The sequence below is a fragment of the Pseudothioclava alba genome, assembly GCF_033100795.1.
GTDB lineage: Bacteria > Pseudomonadota > Alphaproteobacteria > Rhodobacterales > Rhodobacteraceae > Pseudothioclava.
In genome coordinates this window covers 115,991-140,020 of record NZ_JAWLVI010000001.1, presented here as the reverse complement: position 1 = coordinate 140,020, position 24,030 = coordinate 115,991, and the positions used below count along the sequence as shown (strand labels likewise).

The following is a 24,030-nucleotide window of genomic DNA, read 5'->3' as shown; positions in this document are numbered from 1 at the left end:
AGACCCCGTCGGGACCGGTCAGAGCCATTCGCCCCGAACGACCTGGCGATAGATTTTCGAGAGCCACGAATTGCCCTTGGCCTCTTCGGTCAGGCCGCGCTTGACCAGAAGATTATGCGCGTCCTCGTAGAAGGGCGAGGATTGATAGTTATGCCCCAGAATCGCCGCCGCCGTCTGCGCCTCGTCGGTGATGCCAAGCGCGAGATAAGCTTCGGTCAGGCGCATCAGTGCCTCGGGCGTGTGGGTCGTGGTCTGGAAATCCTCGACCACGACGCGGAAGCGGTTGATCGCAGCGGTGTAATGGCCGCGCTTGAGGTAATAGCGCCCGATTTCCATCTCTTTCGAGGCGAGGTGATCGAAGGCCAGATCGAATTTCAGCACGGACGAGCGGGCATAATCGCTGTCAGGATATTGCTCGATCACTTCGCGCAGCGCCTGAAGCGCCTGGAAGGTCAGCCCCTGATCGCGACCAACCTCGTCGATCTGGTCGTAATAGGACAGCGCGAGCAGGTATTTCGCATAAGACGCGTCGTCATCGCCCGGATAGGTGTCGATAAAGCGCTGCGCCGAGGCGCGCGCGGCCTCGTAATCCTTGGAGCGGTGCTGCGCGAAAGCCTGCATGATCAGCGCGCGCTTGGCCCATTCGGAATAGGGATAAAGCCGCTCGACCTCGGCAAAGTAATGCAGCGCATTGACGGGACGGCGCGGGTTACCGACCTCAAGCTCGTATTCGCCACGCTTGTAAATCTCTTCGGCAGTGAAATTCTCCAGCGGAATTTCCTTGCTGTCAGTGCCGCTGCAGGCCGCCAACATCGAAACCAGCACCAGACTTCCCAACCGAGTCGCCAGCGATCTGCCCAGTGCCATGCCTGCCCATTCCCAAGTTTTGTCCGGCAAAATACGCCGGAAAGTCCAGTTCCTCGCGCGCGGTTAACGCACGGCTATGATCCCTCTAGCACAGAAAAATCGCGCTGGCAAAACGCCTTTCACACCTATCCGGTGACGCAAACACCTCTGGCGGAAATCAGTGAGCGTTCAGCGCCACGGTGCGGCAAACACCAGCGCCGGGAAGCGTGTAGGCCTGCCCCTCGGTGCAGGTTTCCAGAACCCATGCCTCGGGGTCCGCAAACAGCGCGCGCAAGAGTTTATTGGTCAGCGCGTGACCCGCGCGCGCGCCTTTGTAGCGCGCCAGCAGGGGCGCTCCGGCCAGCGCCAGATCGCCAAGCGCATCCAGCATCTTGTGGCGCACAGGTTCGTCCGCGCGGCGCAGACCACCGGGGCTAAGGATCTTGTCGCCATCAAAGACGACCGCATTTTCATAGGTGCCACCAAGCGCCAGCCCGTGCTCGCGCATGAGATTGACATCCGCCTGACGGCAGAAGGTGCGGCAATCCATCAACTCGCGCACAAAGGCGCCATTCGCCATCGAAAGACGCTTTGCCTGCTTGCCGATCGCCTGATCGACAAAATCAATGCTGAAATCGATCTCAAGGCCAGCAGCCGGTTCAAGCCGCGCCACAGCCTCGCCTTCCGACACTTCGACCGGCTTGAGAACCCGGATCGCGCGCACCGGCGCGTCAAGCTCGCGCAGGCCAGCCGCGCGCAGCCCCGTCACGAACTCCGCCGACGAGCCATCAAGGATCGGAACTTCGGGGCCGTCGATCTCGATCAGGGCGTTATGCACGCCGCAGCCGACCAGAGCGGCCATGATATGTTCAATGGTGGAAACCGAAACGCCATCCGCATTCTGGATCAGCGTGCAGAGCTTCGAGGGCACAACATGGTCCCAGATCGCGGGAATATCCGTCGCGACGCCCGCAACATCGGTGCGTCGGAACACGATGCCAAAGCCGACCTTGGCCGGTTTCACCACCATCCGCGCAGGCAGACCGGAATGCAGGCCAACGCCAACAAACTCCGCCGATGTATCAATGGTTGTCTGCACCTGAGCCTCGGTTCTGGCACCCCTGGCGGGGCAATCATGCGGGCAGCCAAAGAACCTTGGGCTTTCCCGCAGCTTCACTTAGTCAGAGGGGGCGCGGGATACAATTCACTCTTTGTAACGGACTGAAACAATAGAAACACAAACTGGCAGAACCCTGCCTAGATGCAATCAACCAATTGTTTTAAATACAAAAAGGGCCAGCCAAGGCCAGCCCTTTTCGATCATTTCGTGAAGACTTAATTTGCCTGACGACGCAGGAAAGCCGGGATTTCGATGCGGTCGTCGGCGGCAGCATCCTCGTCCTCATAGCTGGCCTGCTGCGGCGCGGGCTGGTGTTGGCGCGCGGTCGCCGGACCGCCTTGCTCGGGGCCGTGGCCGGTCATCCGGTTGATCAGCGAGTTGATGCCAAAGCGCGGGCGCTCGGCCTGCGGCGCCGGAGCAGGTGCTGCCGGACGGGCCGGAGCTGCCATCGGGCGCTGTGCCATCGGTGCGGCGGACGGCTGCTTGCTGACAGCCGCCTGCAAACGGGCCAGAGCTTCGGGCGTCGGCGTGCCAGGTGCACGCGGACGCGGCGCGACATAGGCCGAAGGGTCTTCGTCGACATGAAGGCTGGGCGCCTCGGCGCGCGGCTGGTAGGCGGGCGGCGGCATATCGTCATGCGCTGCCGGAGCCGGTTGCGGCGCGGGCGCGTCAAAAAGCGTCGGCGCGACAGGTGCCTGAACCGGCTGTGCGCTGGTCACGGTCAGCGCGGGCTTGGCTTCGGCGGCAACGGGTTGCGCGACGGGCGCCGGAGCCGGCTCGATCACGACTTGCTCTGCCGGCTTCAACGGCTCGGCCAGCGAACGGCGCGGCACAGGGGTTTCGGCAACCTGGATCGAGGCATCAATGCCCGTCGCCACGACCGACACGCGCATCGAGCCACCCAGATCGGGGTCGAGGGTCGAACCGACGATGATATTCGCGTCCGGATCCACCTCTTCGCGGATACGGTTCGCGGCTTCGTCCAGTTCGAACAGGGTCAGATCGTAGCCGCCGGTGATATTGATCAGAACGCCCTTCGCACCCTTGAGCGAGATCTCGTCCAGCAGCGGGTTGGCGATGGCCTTCTCGGCAGCCTGAATGGCGCGATCGTCGCCCTCGGCCTCGCCGGTGCCCATCATTGCCTTGCCCATCTCGTCCATCACGGCGCGCACGTCCGCGAAGTCGAGGTTGATCAGACCCGGACGGACCATCAGATCGGTCACTCCCTTGACGCCCTGATAGAGCACGTCATCGGCCATCGCGAAGGCTTCGGTGAAGGTGGTCTTTTCGCTCGCCAGACGGAACAGGTTCTGGTTAGGGATGATGATCAGCGTGTCGACGACCTTCTGGAGGGCTTCGATCCCCTCTTCGGCCTGACGCATACGCTTGGCGCCTTCGAACTGGAAGGGCTTGGTCACCACACCAACGGTCAGCACGCCCAATTCACGCGCGGCCTGCGCGATGATCGGGGCCGCGCCGGTGCCGGTGCCGCCGCCCATGCCAGCGGTGATAAAGCACATATGCGCGCCCGCCAGATGATCGACGATGGTTTCGATGCTTTCCTCGGCTGCTGCCGCGCCGACAGCCGGACGCGCGCCCGCGCCCAGACCTTCGGTCACCTGGATGCCCATCTGGACACGCGCCTGCGACTTCGACTGCTGAAGCGCCTGAGCGTCGGTATTCGCAACGACGAATTCGACCCCCTCAAGCGCTTGCTCGATCATGTTATTGACCGCGTTACCCCCTGCGCCACCGACACCGAATACGGTGATCCGAGGCTTGAGGTCCTGGTGCTCCGACATCATGAGGTTCAAGGTCATTGGTTCCGCCTGTATGTTGTTGTTTGCCCGGCCTGTCCCGACCGGAAATCCCCGAAAATTAGACCGATTTTAGCAGATTCATCGGATGCGTCACCCAAAAAACGCAGCCTGCACACAAAATCTGGCGTTAAGCACGCCAATATGAGCGGTATTTCGCGCGTGCAACCAGTTATTGCGGGCCTGACCCGCAATAACTCAGGCAGTTGAGACAGCCTGTCTTACCAATTTTCCCTGAACCAGCGGATCGCGCGCTTGAACGAACGCCCTCCAAGCCGGTCCTGAGGCACTTCGAAATCCCACCATTCGTCTTGCGGGCGCGCCGCGAAACAGGCCAGCCCGACCACCGCCGAAAAACCCGCCCCCGTCGCGGCTTGCGGCAGACCCTGCACCCGAAGCGGACGCCCAAGACGCACATTCTGCCCCAGTATCCGCGCCGCCAGCCCGTCAAGGCCGGGGATCAGGCTTGCGCCACCGGTCAGCACGATCTGCTGCGCGGGAAGATGCTCGAACCCGGCCGCGTCCAGAATGGCGCGCACCTCTTCAAGTATCTCTTCGACACGCGGGCGCATGATGCCGATCAGCTCGGTGCGCGAGACCTGACGGCGGTCTTTCTCCCAGTCGCCCGAGTCCCCCTCCAGCTCGATCATCTCGCGGTCATCCATGCCGGTTGCATGAACGCCACCGTGGAAGGTCTTGATCCGTTCGGCCACGGTCACCGGCACCTGAAGCCCCGCCGCGATGTCGCGGGTGACATGATCGCCGCCAAGGCGCACCGCATCGGCAAAAATCATGTGCTTTTTCATAAAGATCGACACGCCCGTCGCGCCGCCCCCCATATCGACACAGGCCGAGCCAAGTTCCTGCTCGTCCTCGACCAGCGAGGAAATCCCCGCGACATAGGCCGAGCTGGCAATCCCCGCCAGCTCAAGATCACAGCGCCGGATGCAATAGATCAGGTTCTGGATCGCGGCATCATCGACCGTCAGCATATGCATATCGGCAGCCAGACGCTCGCCCACATGACCGCGCGGATCGGCAAGGCCGGTGCGGTGGTCGATGGCGAAATTCACCGGCTGCGCGTGCAGAACCTCGCGTCCTGCCCCGATATTTGGCATGTCGCAGGCGGCCAGAACGCGGCCCACATCGGCTTCGGTGACATGCGCGCCGCCGATCTCGACCTCGCCCGCCAGACCGTAAGAGCGCGGGCTTGCCCCCGAGAAACAGGCGATCACATGATCCACACGGGTATTGGCCATTTTCTGCGCGGCCTGAACGGCGGTGCGGATGGCACGCTCGGTCTCGGCCATCGCGTCGATCTCGCCAAAGCGCACCCCGCGCGAGCGCGTCGTCGCCGCCCCGATCACCCGAACCGACGCCTGCCCCGCCAGCGGCCCAAGGCTTTCGGCATCGCGCAAGCCCTCGTCCGAGCCATCGAACCGCAGCACCAGACAGGCAATCTTGAAGGTGCCAATATCCAGAAGCGCGATCACACCGCGCTGCATCGCCGCCTTGCGCATCGCGCGCATCGCACGTTGGGTTTCGTAAAGATCGGTCATTGGCCAGCCTTGGTTTGGGTGAGACGCGCGGCAAGCCCGTGGAACTCGTCCAGCGAATGCTGCGAGAGACGGATTGTCGGGCGCTCGGAGTTGCGCAGGTCAAGATGGGTGAAATCGCGAGACAACAAATCTTCGGCCTTATCGAGCGCAAGGATGCGGTCGAGGGCACGCACGGGGGTTTCTTCGGGCAGCATCAGGCGCTGGTCGCGGTCAAGCACGATGTCCCAGCGACGCTCGCCCACACGCTCCAGCCCGCGGATGCGCGGCAGGATCGGGCCGGAGGCGCGCAGGATCGCCATCGCCTCGGGCACGGCGCGGTCGGCGCCCTCGCCCGTCACAAGCGGCAAGTCCGCGCGCACATCGCGCGAGACGATATTAGCAACGCGGTGGCCGGTTTCGTCCAGCATCTCAAGCCCCGACCAGGTGCGCCAGAGCACGACGGGCTGACGCTCCGTCACGGCGACCTCAAGCGTATCGCCATTGATCACAAGACGCGCATCCGCCACCGCATCAAGGCGGCGGATTTCGCGGCGATAGTCATTCAGGTCCAGATCGAAAGACGAAGCCGGAAGGTCGGCAGGCACCATCATGCGGATCGCGGCGTCCACCTCGGGCGAGGCGCCCTCGATTTTCAGCAGCGACACCATGAAGGCGGGCTGGTGTTCAACGCGGTCACGCAGGCTCTCGAACCCGCCGATCAGATCGGCGCGGCGGGTATCATCGCCAAGCCACGCTCCAAGCCCCAGCACCACCGCAAAGACCGGAAGGCCAATGCGCGTGAGCGAGCGCACGACCGGCGTCAGCCAGAGGCGCTGCATCCGGTAGGCCAGACGCGAAGGCGCCGGATCGCGGCGCGTGGCGGCGATGCGCGAAGGCTCGGGCGCGAAGGCGGGACGGTGCGGATTGGCGGATTTTTCGGGGTGAACCGGACGCTGCGGATGCGGGTGCATCGACGGCTCGGCGCGCAAAGCGGGCGCAGGTTTCGCGCCGACATAGCCGACATGATGCACCGCGCGCGGCTGCATCTGCGGATGAGAATGGGCGTAGCGGACCTTTTGGCCCGCCAGATGATCCTGCGTCGGACGGTTCGCCTCGGTCTGGGCGGGTTCCACAGCGGCCGCGCGCTTGGGGATATAGGGCGGGTTCACCTGTTGCACGAGGCATCCTCCACCATCCACGCGACCAGCTCGGGGAAGCCGATCCCGACATGCGCCGCCTGTTCGGGCGCCAGCGAGGTGGGCGTCATGCCCGGTTGCGTATTCGTCTCCAGCAGGATCAACCCGTCAATCCCGCGCGTCTCGTCCCAGCGGAAATCGGTGCGCGACATGCCACGACAGCCAAGTGCATGGTGCGCGCGAACCGCGTAATCAAGGCAGGCTTCGGTGATCTCGGCGGGCAGATCGGCGGGCAGCACATGGCGCGAGCCGCCCTCTTTGTATTTCGCGTCATAGTCATACCAGCCCGAGGTGATGATCTCGGTCACGCACAGCGCACGATCCCCCATCACGGCGGTCGTCAGCTCGCGCCCCGGCGCATAGGTTTCGACCATGACCATCTCGGGCATCGCGTCGGAAAGCTGCGGCGGGCGATTGGCCCCGTCCATCACCAGATAAACACCCACCGACGAGCCTTCGTTATTCGGTTTGACGACATAGGGCGCGGGCATCACATGGCCCGCCATCACATCGGCCTTAGCGGCAATCACGCTTTCGACAAAGGGCAGCCCCGCCTCGCGGTAAGCCGCCTTGGAGCGGGTTTTATCCATCGCCAGAGCCGAGGCCAGAACGCCCGAATGGGTATAGGGAATATGCAGCCACTCCAGAATGCCCTGAACGCAGCCATCCTCGCCCCAACGCCCGTGCAGGGCATTGAACACACAATCCGGCTTCAGATCATCCAGAACACGCGCAAGATCGGGGCCAGCATCGACCTCGATCACCTGAAAACCCGCCACCCGCAGCGCCTCGGCGCATTCACGCCCCGAAGAGAGCGACACTTCGCGCTCAGCCGAAGGTCCGCCCATCAATACCGCCACGCGATGGGATGCCCTGCTCGACATTCCCGCCACTTTTCGCCTCTTCGCGGGGTTGTCCCCGTCAAAATTGTTAATTCGCGCGCAGATCTTACCGCTTGAATTCGCCTACACGCATGATTTCCCACTGTAGCGAAATTCCCTGCGTCTGCAAAACCTTTTTGCGCACTTCTTCGCCCAAAACCTCAAGATCTTGTGCCGAGGCGTCTCCGGTGTTGATCAGGAAGTTCGAGTGTTTCTCGGACATCTGCGCGCCACCTACGCGCGCGCCGCGCATTCCGGCGTCGTCAATCACCTTCCACGCCTTGAGGTCATGCACATCATCCGCCCGCCCCGTCGAAGAAAACCCCGCCGGATTGCGGAAGGTCGAGCCAGCCGAGCGGTCCTTGGTGGGCTGGCTCGCGTCGCGCCTGGCGATCTGGTCGTCCATCCGCGCCTCAAGCGCAGCCGGATCAGCGGCGTCCGCACGAAACACGCCCGCAGTCAGCACCCAGCCCTCGGGAAGCGACGACTGGCGGTATTGCAAATCAAGATCAACCGCCGGAATGACCACGGTTTCACCGCTGCGCGTAATCGCATGGGCCTCGATCAGGTGATCCGCGACATAAGAGCCATAGCAGCCCGCGTTCATCCGGATCGCGCCCCCAATGGCGCCCGGAATGGTGCGCAGGAAGGTCAGGTCGCGCCCCGCTTGCGCGGCCTTGCGCGCGACATGGGCGTCAAGGGCCGCAGCCCCAGCGGTCACGCGATCGCCCGCAACCTCGATCCCGTTGAAGCCACGCCCCAGACGGATCACCACCGCGCGAAGACCGCCATCGCGCACGATCAGGTTCGAGCCCACACCCATCGGGAACACCGCCACATCCGCCGGAAGCCCCGCCAGAAAGGCGGCAAGGTCGTCTGTATCGGCGGGCTGGAACAACCAGTCGGCAGGCCCGCCCACGCGCAGCCATGTCAGGTCCGCAAGCGGACGGTTCGGCGTCAGCACGCCACGCGGAGTATAAGAAGACGGGTTCTGGTTCATGCCGCGTTAGGTAAACCGAGCGCAACACACAAACAAGAGGCCTAAAACCGCTCACGAATGGCGCGCAGCGCGTATCTCACCGGCCAGCGCAGCACGCTCATCCCGCCCGCCAGCACCAAAAGCCCCCAGATCGGTCCGTTCTCATAGGTCACCCAGCCCAGAAGCGGCACACCGATCGCGATCAACGTCCAGGCCGCAGGCCAGTGAAACCGGCTTGGCGCCAGGGCAATAATGGTCGCAAGAACAGCCCAGAGACAGGCCGCGATCAACGAAGAACTCATACCACCCCCCAAATCGCGAACCCAAGAGCCATCGCCGATGCCAGCCCGCCAAAGACCGGCACTGCCATCGGCACGCGAAAAGGTGCCTCGGGCGCACGCCGCTTGAGAAAGACAAGCGACAGGTTCACCAGCACGAACACCGACAAAAGCGTGACCGAGGTCGCCTCGGCCAGTGCCGAGACAGGCAGCATCAGCGCCGCGATCAGCATCAACCCACCCGCCAGCACCGTCGCCAGAACCGGCGTGCCAAGGCGCGGATGGGCGCGGTGGAAAACCGCCAGGCTCTCGGCGCGTTTGCCCAGACCGAAAAGCACCCGCGCGGCCATCACCACCTGCGCCAGCACGCCGTTCAAAGCCGCCGCCACCGCGATCGCGGGCAAGATCCCCGCCGCCAGCCCCGAAGTCGCCCAGACCAACGCGAGCGGGCTTTCCGATCCGGCCAGAGCGCCTTGCGGCACAGCCCGCACAGCCGCCGTGGAAACCGTCAGATACAGCACCGTCGTGATCGCCAGAGCCGCCAAAATCGCGCGAGGCATGGTGCGGGTCGGATCGCGCACCTCCTCGGCCATGTTCACAATATCCTCGAAGCCGATGAAGGCGAAAAACGCCAGCGCCGTCGCGGACGCCACCCCCATCCACGGGATCACCGGAGGCGCCAGATAGCCCGCCACCGCAGGCGCCGAGAACCCCGCCCAGACAACCAGCACAAGCCCTGTGATTTCGATCAGCGTCAGGATCGCGGCAAAGGCTACCGATTCAAGAACCCCCACCAGCGCGACCCCTGTCAGCGCCAGCCCGAGCCCAAGGATCGCGGCTTCCTGCCCGACAGGCGCGACCAGCGTCAGATAGCCCGCGCCGCCCCGCAGCACAGCCGCCGCCGAGATGATCCCCGCGGCAACAATTGCCAGCCCCACCAAAACCGAAAGCCGGTGCAGCCGCAGCCCCTCTTCGACATAGGCGACCTCGCCCGCCGCTTCGGGCAGGCGCACGGATAATTCGGCATAGGACAGCGCCGAGGGCGCCGCGATCAGCCCCGCTGCGACAAAGGCCAAAGGTGCCCAGATACCCGCCTCGGCCGCGACCGCCCCCACAAGCACATAGATGCCCGCGCCAACCATGACGCCCACGCCATAGGCGGTTAGCAGAAAGGGGCCAAGGCGTCGCTTCAGCCCCTCCCCCATCGGATCAGTTCCCCAGCTTCGCGGGCAGACCGTTCGCCCAGGCCGAAATCGTGCCCGCGCCAAGGCAGACGACAATATCGCCGGGCCGCGCCTGTTCACGCACCAGACGTGCGAGGTCATCCTCGACCAGAAGCGCGCGGGCGTGACGGTGGCCGTGCTGGATCAGTCCAGCCACCAGATCGTCGCGCGTGGCGCCCTGGATCGGGTCTTCGCCGGCGGCATAGACCTCGGCGATGGCAACGACATCTGCCTCGTTGAAACAGGTGCAGAAGTCTTCAAACAGCGAATGCAGGCGGGTGTAGCGGTGCGGCTGATGCACGGCGATCACGCGCGCGCCCGGAGTGCCCGCAATCGCCTGACGCGCGGCCTTCAGCACAGCGGCAATCTCGACCGGGTGGTGGCCGTAGTCGTCGATCACGGTGACGCCGCCCAGAACCTCGCCCACTTTGGTAAAGCGCCGGTTCACGCCCCCAAAGCCCGCCAAAGCCTCGCGGATTTCATCCTTTTTCATGCCCAGATGGCGCGCCACCGCAACGGCGGCCAACGCGTTGGAAACATTGTGATCGCCCGGCATCGGCAGAGTGCAGCCCTCGATCACCGAAGGCTCCTCTTCGCCTTGCAGAGCAATGTCGAAATGGGCCACCCCCGCCTCGTAGCGCAGATTCAGCGCGCGCACATCGGCCTGCGCGTTAAAGCCGAAGGTCACGACACGCCGGTCCGTCACACGGCCCACCAGCGATTGCACCTCGGGGTGGTCGGTGCAGCACACCGCCAGACCGTAGAACGGGATATTCGAGACAAAATGATAGAACCCGTCGCGCAGCTTGTCGAAATCGCCCCAGTGCTCCATGTGCTCGGGGTCGATATTGGTGACAATGGCGATGGTCGCGGGCAGGCGGTTGAACGAGCCGTCGCTTTCGTCCGCCTCGACCACCATCCATTCGCCCGCCCCCGCCCGCGCGTTCGAGCCATAGGCGTGGATGATGCCCCCGTTGATCACGGTCGGGTCGAAATGGCCCTTGTCCAGCAGCGTCGCCACCATCGTTGTGGTCGTGGTTTTGCCATGCGTGCCGCCAATCGCGATGTTCGAGCGAAGCCGCATCAGTTCGGCCAGCATCTCGGCGCGGCGCACCACCGGCAGACCGCGCTTGCGAGCCTCTTCCAGCTCGGGGTTGCCCGGTTTGATCGCGGTCGAGATCACCACAACCGCCGCATCGCCGATGTTCTCGGCGCGCTGGCCTTCGAACACACTCGCGCCAAGCGCGGCAAGACGGTCGGTGATTTTCGACGCCTTCGCATCCGACCCCTGAACGCGGAAACCTTGCGTCATCAGCACCTCGGCAATGCCCGACATGCCGATCCCGCCGATCCCGATAAAGTGGATGGGGCCAAGTTCAACGGGCAGTTTCGTGGCGTTCATGCGTTCGTCTTTCCGGCAAGATCTTCGACAAGGGCGACAAGGCGGGTGCTGGCGTCGGGGATGCCGTAGCCAAGGGCCGCACGGGCCATTTGCTCGGCTCCGGCGGGATTGTCCAGCACGCGCAGGATTTCACGGGTCAGCGTTTCGGGCGTCAGCTCGCGTTCGGGGATCACAATCGCCCCCCCTGCTCCGGCCAGCCCCTTGGCGTTGGCGCTTTGATGGTCGCCCGCAGCCGCCGCATAAGGCACAAGGATCGCGGGCCGCCCGACGACGGAAATATCCGCGACCGATGACGCCCCCGCGCGCGAGACCACCAACTGGCACTCGGACAGGCGGCGCGGCACATCGGCAAAGAAGGGTTTGACCTCGGCGTGGATGCCAGCGGCGGCATAAGCATCGGTCACGCGCAAGCCATCCTCGTCGCGCGCCTGATGGGCCACACGCAAATTGGCCAGCACCGCGCCGGGCAGCGCGGCAATCGCAGCGGGCACGACATCCGACAAAATACGCGCCCCTTGCGAGCCACCGATCACGAGGATCGACATCGGATAATCGCCGGGCGGAATATAGGGCGAGGCCTGACGCGCCAACACAGCGCCGCGCACGGGGTTTCCAGTGTGTTCGCCCTGCACCCCCTCGGGCAGATCGGTCGGCCAAGTGCCGCAGGCAAAGCGATCGACATGGCGGGCAAAGACGCGGTTCACCCGCCCCATCACGCCGTTTTGTTCGTGGATCGCGCGCGGCACCCGCAGCAGCCAAGACGAGGCCATCGCGGGGATCGTCGGATAGCCGCCAAACCCCACCGTCACCGTCGGGCGGTCGATCATGTTACGCACCACCGCGCTGGCTATGCCAGCCAGAATACGAAACGGCACAGCAAGCTTGGCCAGCGGGCCGCCCCGCGCGAATGTCGCCGAGGCCACCTGCTCGATCTGCACCGCCGACGGAAAGCCCCCCGCATAGCGCGCGCCACGCGCATCCGTTGACAGCTTCACCCGCCAGCCCTTCGCGGCCATTTCCTCGGCCAGGGCTTGGGCTGGGAACATATGCCCCCCCGTGCCACCAGCGGCGATCAGAAGAAGGGGGGAAGACGTACGCGTCATCGGAGTTACCTTTTACGAGAGAGAATATCGGACAACTGGCCCTGTGGCCGGGTGCGGGTCAGCGCCAGCAACATGCCAAGCGCAATCCCCGAGGCAATAACGGACGAGCCGCCATAGCTGACAAACGGCAGCGTCATCCCCTTGGCGGGCAACAGGCGCACCGCCACCCCCATGTTGATAAACGCCTGAATACCGAACGCCACCGCAAGGCCGGTGCCTGCAAGGCGGGTGAAGGGGTCACGCTCGCGCATCAGGCGCAGGAGCGAACGCACCACGACCACCGCATAAAGCGCGATAATGCACAAGACGAGGATCAGGCCGTATTCTTCGGCGGCGACGGCAATGATGAAATCGGTATGCGCGTCGGGCAGCGACCACTTCACCGTGCCCTCGCCCACGCCGACACCAAAAAAGCCGCCCTCTTGAATGGCGTTGGTCGCATAGCCGATCTGGGTGCGCGGGTCGATCTCGGTCGAGAGGAACCCGTTGATCCGGCGAGCAAAATGTTCCGAGGTGTTATAGGCGAAAAACCCGCCCATCGCGGTCAGCCCCGCGATCCCCGACAACAGGAAGATCGGCGCACCGCCCACGAAATACATCACAGCCCAGCAAAACAGGATCAGCGAGGCCTGACCGAAATCGGGCTGAAGAGCCAGAAGCACCACGATAATCGCGGTCAGAAGAAACGAATAAAGCCGCCCCGGAGGGCCAGCGACCTCATGCGCGGCGGCCATGAACCACGCCGCAACGATCACGAAACCGGGCTTCAAAAACTCGGACGGCTGCACCGAGGCAAACCCGAACGACAGCCAGCGCACCGCCCCCTTGCCGAAATCCGTGCCGATCACCGGCAGCGCCAGAATGGCGATAAACGCGCCAACAAAGCCGATGACACCAAGGCGGCGCACCTGCTTTGGTCCCATCATCGAGATGCCCACCATCACCGCAAGCGCCAGCCCGCCGAAAAACGCCTGCCGCTTGACGTAGTAAAAGGCTTCAAGGCCGTTTTTCTCGGCCAGAGGCACGGACGCCGCCAATCCCAGAAGCATTCCCACGCCAAACAGCGCCAGAATGGCCGAAAGCGTCCATCGGTCGATGGTGCGCCACCATTTGGGAAGAACAGGTTCACCCGCGCGCACCGGAACGGTGCCGAAAGCCATTTCCGTCATGGGATAATACCGCCTATCTGCCTCAAAATCTGCCCGTTTTCCGGGTCTGGGTGGCAGAATAGCCCAAAATCTTGTCCCTGCATAGGGGAAGAACGCGGCCAATTTGCCGGCACGCACAGCAATTTGAAAAAGGTAAACCCCGGCCGATCCGACCGGGGTTTATGCCTCGTGATATGAGGGCGCTTAGTGGCCGCCGTCTGCCGCCAGCGCGGCATCTTTTGCCTGATCGTCATCCGCCTCGGAGGCACCGTTGAAGAAGAAGTTCAACGCCACAGCCGAAAGCGTGGCCAGAAGGATGCCCGAGTCCACCAGCGGATGGATCGCATGGGGCAGCCACATCTTGAAGTCGGGCGCGACCAGCGGGATCATCCCGAAGCCAAGCGAGATCGCCACGACGAACAGGTTGAAACGGTTAGTCTTGAAATCGACGCCGCCCAGAATGCGCACGCCCGTTGCCGCCACCATACCGAACATCACCAGCCCCGCGCCGCCCAGAACGGCGGTCGGCAATGCCTCGACCAGCGCGCCCATCTTCGGGATCAGGCCAAGCACGACCATGATCGCGCCGCCCGCCACGCAGACATAGCGCGAGCGGATGCCCGTCACACCGACAAGCCCCACGTTTTGCGAGAACGAGGTATAGGGGAAGGTGTTGAACAACCCGCCGATCAGCGTGCCAAGTCCATCGGTGCGCAGACCCGCCGTCAGCATCGGGCGCGTGACCTTGGTGCCGGTGATCTCGCCCAGGGCCAGGAACATCCCCGTCGATTCAATCATCACGACGATCATCACCAGAACCATCGTCAGGATCATCACCGGATCAAAGATCGGCATCCCGAAATGGAAGGGCGTAATCATCGCGAACCATTCGGCATTCGCGACCTTGCCGAACTGCATCATGCCGAACATGGCCGCAGCCAGCCCGCCGACCGCAATCCCGACCAGCACCGCGATATTCGCCAAAAAGCCCTTGGCATAGCGCGCCACCGCCAGCACGGTCAGCAGCACCAGAAGCGACACACCGATATTGGACGGGTTCGCATAGGCTGCGTTAGGCGCGGTTGCCGCCAGCGACAGCCCCTTGGGCAGTTCGGGCACCGCGCCCGTTGCCACCAGATCCTTGACCGAGTTCAGCCAGGCCGCGTGCTCGGGGTTGACCAGCTTCGGTGCCGTTGGCCCAACGGGCAGACCGAAAATCCAGTTGATACCGATCCGCATCAGCGTCACCCCGATCACCAGAATGATCGTCCCCGTCACCACCGGCGGGAAATAGCGCAGCATCCGGCTGACCAAGGGCGCGATCAGCATCGCGATGACGCCTGCCCCGATAATCGCGCCGAAAATCATCCGCGCCCCCTCGGCGCCCGGATGGGCAATCGCGATCGAGATCATCGGCCCGACAGAGGCAAACGTCACCCCCATCATCACCGGCAGACGGATACCAAACAGGGGCGATGCGCCAAGCGACTGGATGATCGAGACAATCCCGCAGACGAACAGGTCCGCCGAGATCAGAAAGGCTACCGATTCAGGATCGAGTTTCAGCACACGCCCGATGATAAGCGGCACCGCGATGGCGCCGGCATACATCACCAGCACATGCTGTAGGCCAAGCGTGAACAGCTTGGCTGGCGGCAACATCTCGTTGACCGCGCTCCCGTTGGGTTCAGACGACATTACATTCCTCCCTCTGTCTTGTCGTATCCCTATGAAGCCGCAGACTGATCCGGTTTCTTTTGACCAGATTGTCGGGCTGCGACTGGCGTGAACCATCGGGCAAACCCGATGGCCTGTAATCCGTCCGCGTCTTTCGCGCGGGTATCGGTTTCGTGCGGGCAAAGCCCGTTATGCTTGCGTCACCCCCGTCGCGACAGCCCAGCGCCGGTCAGCGGCATGTGGCGATTGACGTCTTTGAAAAGCAGATAGCGGAATGGCCCCGGCCCGCCCGCGTAACAAGCCTGCGGGCAGAAAGCGCGCAGCCACATGAAATCGCCTGCCTCGACCTCGACCCAATCCTGATTGAGCCGGTAGACGGCTTTCCCTTCCAGCACATACAGCCCGTGCTCCATCACATGGGTTTCCGCAAAGGGGATCACGCCGCCAGGCTGAAAGGTCACGATCGTCACATGCATGTCGTGGCGCATATCCGCCGGATCGACAAAGCGCGTCGTGGCCCACGCACCGTTCGTGTCAGGCATCGGGGTCGGCGCAATGTCGCGTTCGTTGGTGACAAAGGCTTCGGGCAAATCAATCCCGTCCACCGCCTGATAGGCTTTGCGTATCCAGTGAAAGCGCACTGGCGCCGCCGAACGGTTCCAGAGCGACCAGTCGCACGCGGGCGGCAGATAGGCATAGCCGCCCGCCTCAAGGTGATGCACCGCCCCCCCGAAGGTCAACTCCAGCGCCCCCTCGACCACAAAGATCACCGCCTCGGCGCCCGCGTCCTGTTCGGGCGCATCGCTCCCGCCCCCCGGCGCCACCTCGGCGATATATTGCGAGAAGGTCTCGGCAAAGCCCGACAGGGGACGCGCGATCACCCAGAACCGCGCATCCTTCCAGAACGGCAGATAGCTGGTGACAATATCGCTGAACGTGCCCTTCGGGATCACCGCATAGGCATCGGTGAACATCGCCCGATCCGTCAGGATCTGCGTCTGCGGCGGAAGGCCACCCGTCGGGGCGTAATAAGGGGTCTTGGACATCGGCGCGGGCCTTTTCAAAAGCGTTGCCAGATGAAACGCCCTGCGGCGTCACTTTCCAACAATTTTGTTAACCGGAATTTTCTGAAGAATTATCGCGCAAAACAAGATAATCCCAAACGCTACCCTTCCGGCGCCCCTTGAACCCCCCTACGCGCGCCAATACCCTCGCGCCGCAAATCAGCGCGAAGGAACCATCATGACCGACAGCACGATCCGCCTGTCCGACTACCGCCCCTACCCGTTCGAGATAGATCAGGTCGAGTTGCGCTTCTGCCTTGCGCCGCAGGCGACGCGGGTCCATGCGCGCCTGACGATCTCGCCCTCCGAGGCGGGGCACCCTTTGCGCCTTGATGGCGAGGAGTTGCGGCTGATTTCCGCGCGGATCGACGGCGCGGCGTTGACTGGCTCGGATTACCTGCTGAGCAAGACGGGGCTGACGATCCACCCCGCCGCCCTTCCCGAAGGGCGCTTTACCCTTGAGACAGAGGTCGAGATCGCGCCCGAAAGCAATACCGCTCTGGAGGGGCTGTATATGTCGAAAGGCATGTATTGCACCCAGTGCGAGGCAGAGGGCTTTCGCAAGATCACCTTCTACCCCGACCGCCCCGATGTGATGGCCCCCTTCCGCGTGCGGATCGAAGGCGCGCAGCCCGTGCTTTTGTCGAACGGCAACCCTGTGGCCTCGGGCGATGGCTGGGCCGAATGGGACGACCCCTGGCCCAAACCCGCCTATCTGTTCGCGCTTGTGGCCGGCGATCTGCGCGAGGTCGCGGGCGAGTTCACCACGATGGAGGGCCGCAAGGTCCATCTTGGCATCTGGGTGCGCGAGGGCGATGAGGACCGCTGCGATTTCGCGCTTGAGGCGCTGATCCGTTCGATGGAGTGGGACGAAGCCGTCTGGGGCCGCGCCTATGATCTCGACATCTTCAACCTCGTTGCCGTTGATGATTTCAACATGGGCGCGATGGAGAACAAGGGGTTGAATATCTTTAACTCCAAGCTGGTTCTGGCCTCCCCCGAAACCGCGACCGACCTTGATTACGAACGCATCGAAGCCGTGATCGGGCATGAGTATTTCCACAACTGGACGGGCAACCGCATCACCTGCCGCGACTGGTTCCAGCTTTGCCTGAAAGAGGGGCTGACGGTTTATCGCGACCAAAGCTTTACCGCCGATGTGCGCAAAGGCGCGGTCAAGCGGATCGACGATGTGATGGCCCTGCGCGCGCGCCAGTTCCGCGAGGATCAAGGCCCGCTTGCGCATCCCGTTCGCCCCGACGCCTATATCGAGATCAACAACTTCTACACCGCCACCGTTTACGAAAAGGGCGCCGAGCTGATCGGCATGTTGCGCACCCTGATCGGGGACGCGGCTTGGGAGCGTGGCAAATCGCTTTATTTCGACCGCCACGACGGGCAGGCCTGCACGATCGAGGACTGGCTTAGCGTTTTCGAAGCGGCCTCGGGCCGCGATCTGGCGCAGTTCAAGCGCTGGTATACGGATGCGGGCACGCCGCGCCTGATCTGGTCGGAAAGTTGGCAGGATGGTCGCTTTACCCTGACCTTCCGCCAGTCCACCGCCCCCACCCCCGGTCAGCCCGACAAAGCACCCCGCGTCATCCCGATCCGCGTGGCCCTACTGCGCGCGAACGGTGGCGAAGCCCTGCCCGAGCAGGTGCTGGAGCTGACCGAAGCCCGGCAAAGCTTCACCTTCGACGGTCTGGCCGCGCGCCCTGTGCCGTCGGTTCTGCGTGGGCTCTCGGCCCCCGTCATGCTTGAGGCCGAGGCGGACACACCCGACCACCGCGCGTTTCTCTTTGCCCATGATACCGATCCGTTCAACCGTTGGGAGGCGGGCCGCGCGCTGGCCCGCGAGGCGCTGGAGGCTCTCGCACAAGGCGCGGCCCCGTCCACCGCGCGCCCCTTCATCGACGCCTTTGGCGCCCTTCTGGCCGACCCTGCGCCCGAGCCTTCCTTCCGCGCGCTTTGCCTTGCGCTTCCGGGCGATGATGAGATCGGAAAATCTCTGTTCGACAAAGGGATAACGCCCGATCCTCAGGCGATTCACGCGGCCCGCATGGCGCTTACCCGCGCTCTGGGTGAGGCGCATGAACCCGCGCTAACGCGGCTTTACGCCGATAACGCGCTCGACGGGGCCTTTTCACCCGCCGCTGAGGATGCTGGCAAGCGCGCGCTGCGTCTGGCCTGCCTGCGCTATCTGACGGCGCTGGATGGCGGCGCGCTGGCGCTCGCCCATTTCGAGGCGGCTACCAACATGACCGATCAGATCGGCGCGCTTGGCCTGTTGATCGCAGCGGGCAAGGGTGCTGCCCCAAGTGCGGCTTTCTACGAGCGCTTCAAGGGCGACCGCCTGGTGATGGATAAATGGTTCATGGCCGAGGTCGCCTATGCCCCCCCCGAAACCGCGCCCGAGCGTGCCGCCGAACTGGCCGCGCATCCGCTGTTCGACTGGAAAAACCCCAACCGCTTCCGCGCCCTTCTGGGCGGTCTGGCCGCCAATCAGGCGGGTTTCCACCGTGCCGACGGGGCGGGGTATCGCTTCTATGCCGACTGGCTGATCCGGCTTGACCCGCTCAACCCGCAAACGGCGGCGCGCATGTCCACGGCGTTTGAGACATGGGCGCGGTTCGATGCGGACCGACAGGCCAAAATCCGCGCCGAGCTGCACCGGATCAGCACACTTGAAGGGCTGAGCCGAGACCTCTCGGAAATGACCGCGCGACTTCTGGGATAGCGAATCGGCGGGCGGTAGACAGCAACACCGCCGCCCGCCGATGCGACCCTTTGGCCGATCATCCGCACCATTGAAACAAAGCGCACGGGCGGCAAATTCTGTCCGGCCCTGAGCACCAATCCGCCCAGCAAACCGTGGATCGGCGCGCGGAAATCATGGTAAATTCCGCCCATGATGATGGACAGCTTCGAATATCGCCTGCAGGCTCGCCGCCCCGCCAACTATCTTGCGCTCGGGTTTGGGCTGTTTACCGCCTGCGCCGTTTTGCTGGCGCAAGCCGCGCTTTGGGCGTGGGTGCCGGTGGGGCTGTATCTGGCGATTGTTCTTTGGCAATTGATGCGCAACCCTTCGGACGGGCTAAGCCTGCGCGGCGGCTCGATAGATATTTACTCGGATAACAAATTGATCCGCCGCATCCCGCTGGCGTGGATCCGCAGCGCGCAGATCCGCAGCGGCGTTTTTGCCCCTGACGAATGCACGCTTCTGATGAGCGACGGCAACCGGATCGAACTACCGTCGGCGGCGCTTCCGCCCGCGCGTCGCCTGAAACGCGAACTGCAAGCGCGTGGTGTCTCGCTCGCCTGAGGCTTGCCCCCGCCGCGCCCCTGCCCTAGAAGCGTCTCAACCCGTTTCAAACAGGATCAGGACATGCTCGACCATCTCGCTTTCGAGGCCCCGAAGCCCAAAACCATCGCCGGTGCAAAATCGGACTGGGAACTCGTGATCGGTATGGAGATCCACGCGCAGGTCAGCTCGAACGCGAAGCTCTTCTCGGGCGCCTCGACGACCTTCGGTGCGGAACCCAACTCGAACGTGGCCTTCGTGGACGCGGCCATGCCCGGCATGTTGCCTGTCATCAACGAATATTGCGTCGAACAAGCCGTGCGCACGGGTCTTGGCCTGAAGGCGGGGATCAACCTGTTCTCGGCCTTTGACCGGAAGAACTATTTCTACCCCGACCTGCCGCAGGGCTATCAGATCTCGCAACTCTACCACCCCATCGTGGGCGAAGGCGAAGTGATCGTCGATATGGGCCCGGGTGTCGCGCGCCGCGTGCGGATCGAACGCATCCACCTTGAGCAGGACGCGGGCAAGTCAATCCACGACATGGACCCGCATATGTCCTTCGTCGATTTCAACCGCACCGGTGTGGCGCTGATGGAGATCGTCTCGCGCCCCGACATCCGTGGCCCCGAAGAGGCCGCCGCCTATGTCGCCAAGCTGCGCCAGATCATGCGCTATCTGGGCACCTGCGACGGCAACATGCAAAACGGCAACCTGCGCGCCGATGTGAACGTGTCGATCTGCAAGCCGGGCGACTATGAGAAATTCATCGAGACCGGTGATTTCGGTGTGCTTGGCACGCGTTGCGAGATCAAGAACATGAACTCGATGCGCTTTATTCAGGCCGCCATCGAATACGAGGCACGCCGCCAGATCGCCATCGTCGAGGATGGCGGCAAGGTCGTGCAGGAAACCCGCCTTTACGACCCCGACAAGAACGAGACACGCTCGATGCGCTCCAAGGAAGAGGCGCACGACTATCGCTACTTCCCCTGCCCCGACCTGCTTCCGCTGGAGATCGAGCAAGCCTGGGTGGACGACATCGCCTCGGATATGCCCGAACTGCCGGACGAAAAGAAATCGCGCTTCGTCAGTGTCCTTGGCCTGTCGGAATATGACGCCTCGGTGCTGACCGCCGAGGTCGAGAACGCCGATTACTTCGAGCAGGTCGTGGCTGTCTGCGACGACGGCAAGGGCGCGGCCAACTGGGTCATCAACGAACTCTTTGGCCGCCTGAAAAAGGAAGGCCACGAGATCGGCGAAAGCCCTGTCTCGCCCGCGCAGCTTGGCGGCATCGTGGCGCTGATCAAATCGGGCGACATCTCGGGCAAGATCGCGAAAGACCTGTTCGAGATCGTCTATACCGAGGGCGGTGATCCGGCGAAGATCGTCGAAGAGCGCGGCATGAAGCAAGTCACCGATACCGGCGCCATCGAGGCCGCCGTGGACGAGGTAATCGCCGCCAACCCGCAGCAGGTCGAAAAAGCGCAGCAGAACCCCAAGCTTGCAGGCTGGTTCGTGGGGCAAGTGATGAAAACCACCGGCGGCAAAGCCAACCCGGCAGCGGTCAACGCGCTGGTCTTGCAAAAACTCGGCCTCTAAGCCTCCGCAGATCAAAAACAAAGGCGCCCCAGCAAGGGCGCCTTTGGCGTTTTCGGGGCTAGAACCCGCTGCGGCCCGCGCCTCTACAGAAGAAGCTTGAAGATCACTGCGACCAAGTCATACACGGCTGTCAGCCCCGAGCGGAAACTTCCGACAAACCGGATCGCCTCGATCACGTCCGCACCCACCCGCGCGAGCCGCTCCGACAGACGCCAACCCGCAGCGATCCGCTCAGAGGTGCCCGCCTGATCGTCAGTGACCAGTTCGGCGTCCTCGATAAACTCTTCCCCCAATTCGTTATCGGAAATCTCGGCTGCCGCCTGATCTCGCTTGCCGCGACCATGCTGCCCTCATACGCACTCAACCGGAGGCAACTATCGGCGGGTTTTGCCCCTCTCGCAAGCGCTTGATCTTGACCTGTGCCCCCTATCCGCTAAACCCCTTGCCCAAAGCAGGAGGCTTCATGGCTTACGAATATCATGTGATCCCCGCGCCCGCGCGCGCTGGCAAGGTCAAGGGCGCGAAAACCGGGGCCGAGCGCTTTGCGCAGACGCTCGCCGGGGTGATGAACGAGCAGGCAAAGGACGGCTGGGAGTTCGTCCGCTCCGAGACGCTGAGCGCCGAAGAGCGCACGGGGCTGATGAAAACCAAGACCGTTACGCACAGCCTTCTGGTGTTCCGCCGCGAGGCGCGCGCCGTTGACGCCGCGCCCAAGGTCGAACCGGCCGAGGCTCCGCGCGCACGGCTGAGCACGCAGGCCGAAGAGGGCCGCGCCCCCTCGCTGCGCGCCAGCACTGAGGGTTAAGCCTCTACCTCGATCGCAAGCGCATGGATGCGGGCAATCAGATCGGGGCCGATCGCCTCGTGGATCGCGCGGTGCCGGGCCAGTCGTGACATCGGCGCAAGGGCGGCGGCCTTGATCTTGATGCGGAAGTGGCTTTCGCCGCGACGCGCCTCGTGCGAGTGGCCCGCATGGTGGGCGGACTCGTCGATCACCTCAAGGTGGTCTGGCGTAAACGACTGAAGTTTCTGCGTAATCTGATCTGCGACCGACATTTTTGCCTCCTTCGTTTCTTCGGGCTCTTCCGTCCGGCGTGTTTTCCTCTAAACTGTGGCGCCCGAGTCGGCAAAGCCCTTCGGCGCAGACAGACCATCAAGAAAGGCGTGGCATGAGCACCAGCGACCCCTTCGGCTTCAACATCTCGGCAGCCGCCGACAAGAAACGCCGCCAGAAGACGCGGCGCGGCATGTCTGGCGCGTTCGAGACCTCGACGCGGCTATGCGACAAACAGGGCTGCGAAGAGGCAGGCCAATACCGCGCGCCCAAAAGCCCGAAAGTGCTGGATGACTATTTCTGGTTCTGCAAAGACCATGTGCGCGAATACAATTTGAACTGGAACTATTTTCAGGGCCAGTCGGAAGAGGAATTTCAGGCGTTTCTGGATAACGCCACCGTCTGGGAGCGCCCGACCAAGCCCTTCAACCGTGCCAATGACGAAAAGCTGGGCTGGTCGCGCCACGGGATTTCGGACCCGCACGAGATGCTGGGCGATAACGCGACCAAAAACAAAGGCCGCACCGTCTCGGGGCGCAAGCTGCCCCCGACCGAGCGTAAAGCGATCGAAATCCTTGAAGCGCGCGACACCATGACAAAGGCGGAAATCCGCAAAAGCTATAAGGCGCTGATCAAGGTGCTGCACCCCGATATGAACGGCGGCGACCGCTCGCAAGAAGAGATGCTGCAAGAGGTCGTCTGGGCCTGGGACCAGATCAAGGACAGCCGCAACTTCAAATAAAAAAGGGGCCGCGCGGCCCCTTTTGCTTAGGATTTCGAAAACACCGATAAAAGCGGGTCGATCACCTTCGCGACCAGCGGGATAAGCAAAAGCCCAAGAACCACCCCGAACACCCCGTCGAAAAACGCGGTCACGGCCCAGCCGACAGCACCGTGAAGCGCGGGCGGCACCAGCGCGGCGGCGAACTCGGCCTGATGGTGGACCCAGTCATAAGGCGCGTGCCAGCCGATCTCGGCCAGCCCGTGCAGCACGATCGAACCGCCAACCCAGATCATCGCCGCCGTGCCGACAACCATCAGCAGATTCATAAACCCCGGCATCATCGCCACCAGCCCGCGCCCAAGCGCGCGCGTCGCGCCCAACCGTCCAATCCGCGCCAGCCACAGGCCGAAGTCGTCAGCCTTCACGATCAGCGCAACACCGCCGTAAACCAGAACGGTAATCCCCACCGCCACAAGCGCCAGCGCCATCCCCTGCATCCAAAGCGGCTGCCCCGTGGGCAATGCGGCCAGCGCGATGGTCATGATCTCGGCGGACAGGATAAAATCGGTTTTGACGGCGCCTGCGACCTTCTCGGCCTCAAGATGGTCGGGCGCCTTGTCCTGCGGCAAATGCCCGTCAGCATAGGGCGCGTGCGGGCGGAACAGGTGATAGACCTTCTCGGCCCCCTCAAAGCACAGGTAGCCCCCGCCCAGCATCAGAAGCGGCATGATGACCCAAGGCGCAAAGGCCGACAGGATCAGCGCGGCAGGCAAGAGGATCAACAGCTTGTTGCGGATCGACCCTACCGCGATTTTGCCAATGATCGGCAGTTCCCGCGCAGGCGCAAAGCCATGCACATATTTCGGCGTCACCGCCGCATCGTCGATCAGCGCGCCTGCCGCCTTGGCCCCCGCCTTGGCCGCCTGCCCCGCAATATCGTCGACCGAGGCCGCCGCCACCTTGGCGATCCCCGCCACATCGTCCAAAAGCGCCAGTAACCCGCTCATTTTACCCCCGGTAATTTTACCCAGCCCAACCTAAGCGGCTATAGTGCCCCAGACAACCCGCAAGGGTGCC

At 63.4% G+C, this 24,030-nt stretch carries 22 protein-coding genes; 5 read left to right on the top strand and 17 right to left on the bottom strand.

The features are described 5' to 3' along the window. Positions 1-18: 18 nt before the first annotated feature. The 14 genes from RYZ20_RS00650 to RYZ20_RS00585 all read right to left on the bottom strand — a co-directional run bounded on the left by RYZ20_RS00650 (position 19) and on the right by RYZ20_RS00585 (position 16,254). Positions 19-867: an outer membrane protein assembly factor BamD gene (locus tag RYZ20_RS00650; RefSeq protein WP_317669951.1), complete on the bottom strand. Its 849-nt coding sequence runs from the start codon at positions 865-867 to the stop codon at positions 19-21. Positions 868-1,024: 157 nt separating this feature from the next. Continuing rightward, on the bottom strand, positions 1,025-1,945 hold the full coding sequence (gene lpxC, locus RYZ20_RS00645) for a UDP-3-O-acyl-N-acetylglucosamine deacetylase (RefSeq protein ID WP_317669950.1): 921 nt from the start codon (positions 1,943-1,945) through the stop codon (positions 1,025-1,027). Between the two features lie 236 nt (positions 1,946-2,181). After that, positions 2,182-3,786 carry a cell division protein FtsZ gene (ftsZ, locus tag RYZ20_RS00640; protein ID WP_317669949.1) on the bottom strand — a complete coding sequence of 535 codons (1,605 nt, stop codon included), beginning with the start codon at positions 3,784-3,786 and terminating at the stop codon, positions 2,182-2,184. A gap of 218 nt (positions 3,787-4,004) precedes the next feature. Beyond that, positions 4,005-5,342, bottom strand: coding sequence for a cell division protein FtsA (gene ftsA / locus RYZ20_RS00635; RefSeq protein ID WP_317669948.1), 1,338 nt, complete (start codon positions 5,340-5,342; stop codon positions 4,005-4,007). Continuing rightward, complete coding sequence (locus RYZ20_RS00630; RefSeq protein ID WP_317669947.1) at positions 5,339-6,499, bottom strand: cell division protein FtsQ/DivIB; 1,161 nt, start codon at positions 6,497-6,499, stop codon at positions 5,339-5,341. The genes ftsA and RYZ20_RS00630 overlap by 4 nt, the downstream gene beginning before the upstream one ends. Next, the gene (locus RYZ20_RS00625; protein WP_317669946.1) at positions 6,487-7,401 is read right to left on the bottom strand and encodes a D-alanine--D-alanine ligase; all 915 of its coding nucleotides are present in this window, start codon (positions 7,399-7,401) and stop codon (positions 6,487-6,489) included. The genes RYZ20_RS00630 and RYZ20_RS00625 overlap by 13 nt, the downstream gene beginning before the upstream one ends. A 64-nt stretch (positions 7,402-7,465) precedes the next feature. After that, positions 7,466-8,398 carry a UDP-N-acetylmuramate dehydrogenase gene (murB, locus tag RYZ20_RS00620; RefSeq protein WP_317669945.1) on the bottom strand — a complete coding sequence of 311 codons (933 nt, stop codon included), beginning with the start codon at positions 8,396-8,398 and terminating at the stop codon, positions 7,466-7,468. A 41-nt stretch (positions 8,399-8,439) separates the two neighbouring features. After that, positions 8,440-8,679: a DUF2484 family protein gene (locus RYZ20_RS00615; protein ID WP_317669944.1), complete on the bottom strand. Its 240-nt coding sequence runs from the start codon at positions 8,677-8,679 to the stop codon at positions 8,440-8,442. After that, a complete protein-coding gene (locus tag RYZ20_RS00610; protein ID WP_317669943.1) occupies positions 8,676-9,860 on the bottom strand; it encodes an APC family permease in 1,185 nt (394 codons plus the stop codon). The genes RYZ20_RS00615 and RYZ20_RS00610 overlap by 4 nt, the downstream gene beginning before the upstream one ends. 4 nt (positions 9,861-9,864) lie before the next feature. Continuing rightward, a complete protein-coding gene (murC, locus tag RYZ20_RS00605) occupies positions 9,865-11,280 on the bottom strand; it encodes a UDP-N-acetylmuramate--L-alanine ligase (RefSeq protein WP_317669942.1) in 1,416 nt (471 codons plus the stop codon). After that, positions 11,277-12,383: a UDP-N-acetylglucosamine--N-acetylmuramyl-(pentapeptide) pyrophosphoryl-undecaprenol N-acetylglucosamine transferase gene (locus RYZ20_RS00600; protein ID WP_317669941.1), complete on the bottom strand. Its 1,107-nt coding sequence runs from the start codon at positions 12,381-12,383 to the stop codon at positions 11,277-11,279. The genes murC and RYZ20_RS00600 overlap by 4 nt, the downstream gene beginning before the upstream one ends. Positions 12,384-12,388: 5 nt before the next feature. Then, the gene (locus RYZ20_RS00595; RefSeq protein WP_317669940.1) at positions 12,389-13,552 is read right to left on the bottom strand and encodes a peptidoglycan glycosyltransferase FtsW; all 1,164 of its coding nucleotides are present in this window, start codon (positions 13,550-13,552) and stop codon (positions 12,389-12,391) included. 183 nt (positions 13,553-13,735) lie between these two features. Next, a complete protein-coding gene (locus tag RYZ20_RS00590) occupies positions 13,736-15,229 on the bottom strand; it encodes a nucleobase:cation symporter-2 family protein (RefSeq protein WP_317669939.1) in 1,494 nt (497 codons plus the stop codon). 179 nt (positions 15,230-15,408) lie between these two features. Then, positions 15,409-16,254: a bifunctional allantoicase/(S)-ureidoglycine aminohydrolase gene (locus tag RYZ20_RS00585; RefSeq protein ID WP_317669938.1), complete on the bottom strand. Its 846-nt coding sequence runs from the start codon at positions 16,252-16,254 to the stop codon at positions 15,409-15,411. 196 nt (positions 16,255-16,450) lie between these two features. Here RYZ20_RS00585 and pepN point away from each other — a divergent pair, with 196 nt between their 5' ends. The 3 genes from pepN to gatB all read left to right on the top strand — a co-directional run bounded on the left by pepN (position 16,451) and on the right by gatB (position 21,175). Further along, positions 16,451-19,009 (top strand): aminopeptidase N, encoded by a 2,559-nt coding sequence (gene pepN, locus RYZ20_RS00580; protein WP_317669937.1) that lies wholly within the window; start codon positions 16,451-16,453, stop codon positions 19,007-19,009. 171 nt (positions 19,010-19,180) lie between these two features. Next, the gene (locus RYZ20_RS00575) at positions 19,181-19,594 is read left to right on the top strand and encodes a hypothetical protein (protein ID WP_317669936.1); all 414 of its coding nucleotides are present in this window, start codon (positions 19,181-19,183) and stop codon (positions 19,592-19,594) included. Between the two features lie 63 nt (positions 19,595-19,657). Continuing rightward, positions 19,658-21,175: an Asp-tRNA(Asn)/Glu-tRNA(Gln) amidotransferase subunit GatB gene (gatB, locus tag RYZ20_RS00570; RefSeq protein ID WP_317669935.1), complete on the top strand. Its 1,518-nt coding sequence runs from the start codon at positions 19,658-19,660 to the stop codon at positions 21,173-21,175. 83 nt (positions 21,176-21,258) lie between these two features. Here the strand turns inward: gatB and RYZ20_RS00565 are convergent, their stop codons facing one another. Beyond that, complete coding sequence (locus RYZ20_RS00565) at positions 21,259-21,468, bottom strand: hypothetical protein (RefSeq protein ID WP_317669934.1); 210 nt, start codon at positions 21,466-21,468, stop codon at positions 21,259-21,261. Between the two features lie 170 nt (positions 21,469-21,638). Between RYZ20_RS00565 and RYZ20_RS00560 the strand changes: the two genes are divergently transcribed. Further along, the gene (locus RYZ20_RS00560) at positions 21,639-21,980 is read left to right on the top strand and encodes a DUF4177 domain-containing protein (RefSeq protein ID WP_317669933.1); all 342 of its coding nucleotides are present in this window, start codon (positions 21,639-21,641) and stop codon (positions 21,978-21,980) included. On the opposite strand, the gene RYZ20_RS00555 is transcribed toward RYZ20_RS00560, so the two are convergent. After that, a complete protein-coding gene (locus RYZ20_RS00555) occupies positions 21,977-22,231 on the bottom strand; it encodes a BolA family protein (protein WP_317669932.1) in 255 nt (84 codons plus the stop codon). The genes RYZ20_RS00560 and RYZ20_RS00555 overlap by 4 nt on opposite strands. Before the next feature lie 113 nt (positions 22,232-22,344). Here RYZ20_RS00555 and RYZ20_RS00550 point away from each other — a divergent pair, with 113 nt between their 5' ends. Continuing rightward, positions 22,345-22,971 carry a J domain-containing protein gene (locus tag RYZ20_RS00550; RefSeq protein ID WP_317669931.1) on the top strand — a complete coding sequence of 209 codons (627 nt, stop codon included), beginning with the start codon at positions 22,345-22,347 and terminating at the stop codon, positions 22,969-22,971. 26 nt (positions 22,972-22,997) lie between these two features. Here RYZ20_RS00550 and RYZ20_RS00545 read toward each other — a convergent pair whose 3' ends face one another. Next, positions 22,998-23,960 (bottom strand): DUF808 domain-containing protein, encoded by a 963-nt coding sequence (locus RYZ20_RS00545; RefSeq protein ID WP_317669930.1) that lies wholly within the window; start codon positions 23,958-23,960, stop codon positions 22,998-23,000. Between the last annotated feature and the right edge of the window lie 70 nt (positions 23,961-24,030).

Coding starts and splice junctions, on each gene's coding strand:
- RYZ20_RS00610 (WP_317669943.1), bottom strand. CDS start 9,860: ATGGGGGAGGGGCTGAAGCGACGCCTTGGCCCCTTTCTGCTAACCGCC.
- RYZ20_RS00545 (WP_317669930.1), bottom strand. CDS start 23,960: ATGAGCGGGTTACTGGCGCTTTTGGACGATGTGGCGGGGATCGCCAAG.
- RYZ20_RS00575 (WP_317669936.1), top strand. CDS start 19,181: ATGATGATGGACAGCTTCGAATATCGCCTGCAGGCTCGCCGCCCCGCC.
- RYZ20_RS00625 (WP_317669946.1), bottom strand. CDS start 7,401: ATGTCGAGCAGGGCATCCCATCGCGTGGCGGTATTGATGGGCGGACCT.
- RYZ20_RS00615 (WP_317669944.1), bottom strand. CDS start 8,679: ATGAGTTCTTCGTTGATCGCGGCCTGTCTCTGGGCTGTTCTTGCGACC.
- murC (WP_317669942.1), bottom strand. CDS start 11,280: ATGAACGCCACGAAACTGCCCGTTGAACTTGGCCCCATCCACTTTATC.
- RYZ20_RS00560 (WP_317669933.1), top strand. CDS start 21,639: ATGGCTTACGAATATCATGTGATCCCCGCGCCCGCGCGCGCTGGCAAG.
- RYZ20_RS00555 (WP_317669932.1), bottom strand. CDS start 22,231: ATGTCGGTCGCAGATCAGATTACGCAGAAACTTCAGTCGTTTACGCCA.
- pepN (WP_317669937.1), top strand. CDS start 16,451: ATGACCGACAGCACGATCCGCCTGTCCGACTACCGCCCCTACCCGTTC.
- RYZ20_RS00600 (WP_317669941.1), bottom strand. CDS start 12,383: ATGACGCGTACGTCTTCCCCCCTTCTTCTGATCGCCGCTGGTGGCACG.
- RYZ20_RS00595 (WP_317669940.1), bottom strand. CDS start 13,552: ATGACGGAAATGGCTTTCGGCACCGTTCCGGTGCGCGCGGGTGAACCT.
- RYZ20_RS00550 (WP_317669931.1), top strand. CDS start 22,345: ATGAGCACCAGCGACCCCTTCGGCTTCAACATCTCGGCAGCCGCCGAC.
- ftsZ (WP_317669949.1), bottom strand. CDS start 3,786: ATGACCTTGAACCTCATGATGTCGGAGCACCAGGACCTCAAGCCTCGG.
- RYZ20_RS00590 (WP_317669939.1), bottom strand. CDS start 15,229: ATGTCGTCTGAACCCAACGGGAGCGCGGTCAACGAGATGTTGCCGCCA.
- RYZ20_RS00650 (WP_317669951.1), bottom strand. CDS start 867: ATGGCACTGGGCAGATCGCTGGCGACTCGGTTGGGAAGTCTGGTGCTG.
- gatB (WP_317669935.1), top strand. CDS start 19,658: ATGCTCGACCATCTCGCTTTCGAGGCCCCGAAGCCCAAAACCATCGCC.
- murB (WP_317669945.1), bottom strand. CDS start 8,398: ATGAACCAGAACCCGTCTTCTTATACTCCGCGTGGCGTGCTGACGCCG.
- ftsA (WP_317669948.1), bottom strand. CDS start 5,342: ATGACCGATCTTTACGAAACCCAACGTGCGATGCGCGCGATGCGCAAG.
- RYZ20_RS00585 (WP_317669938.1), bottom strand. CDS start 16,254: ATGTCCAAGACCCCTTATTACGCCCCGACGGGTGGCCTTCCGCCGCAG.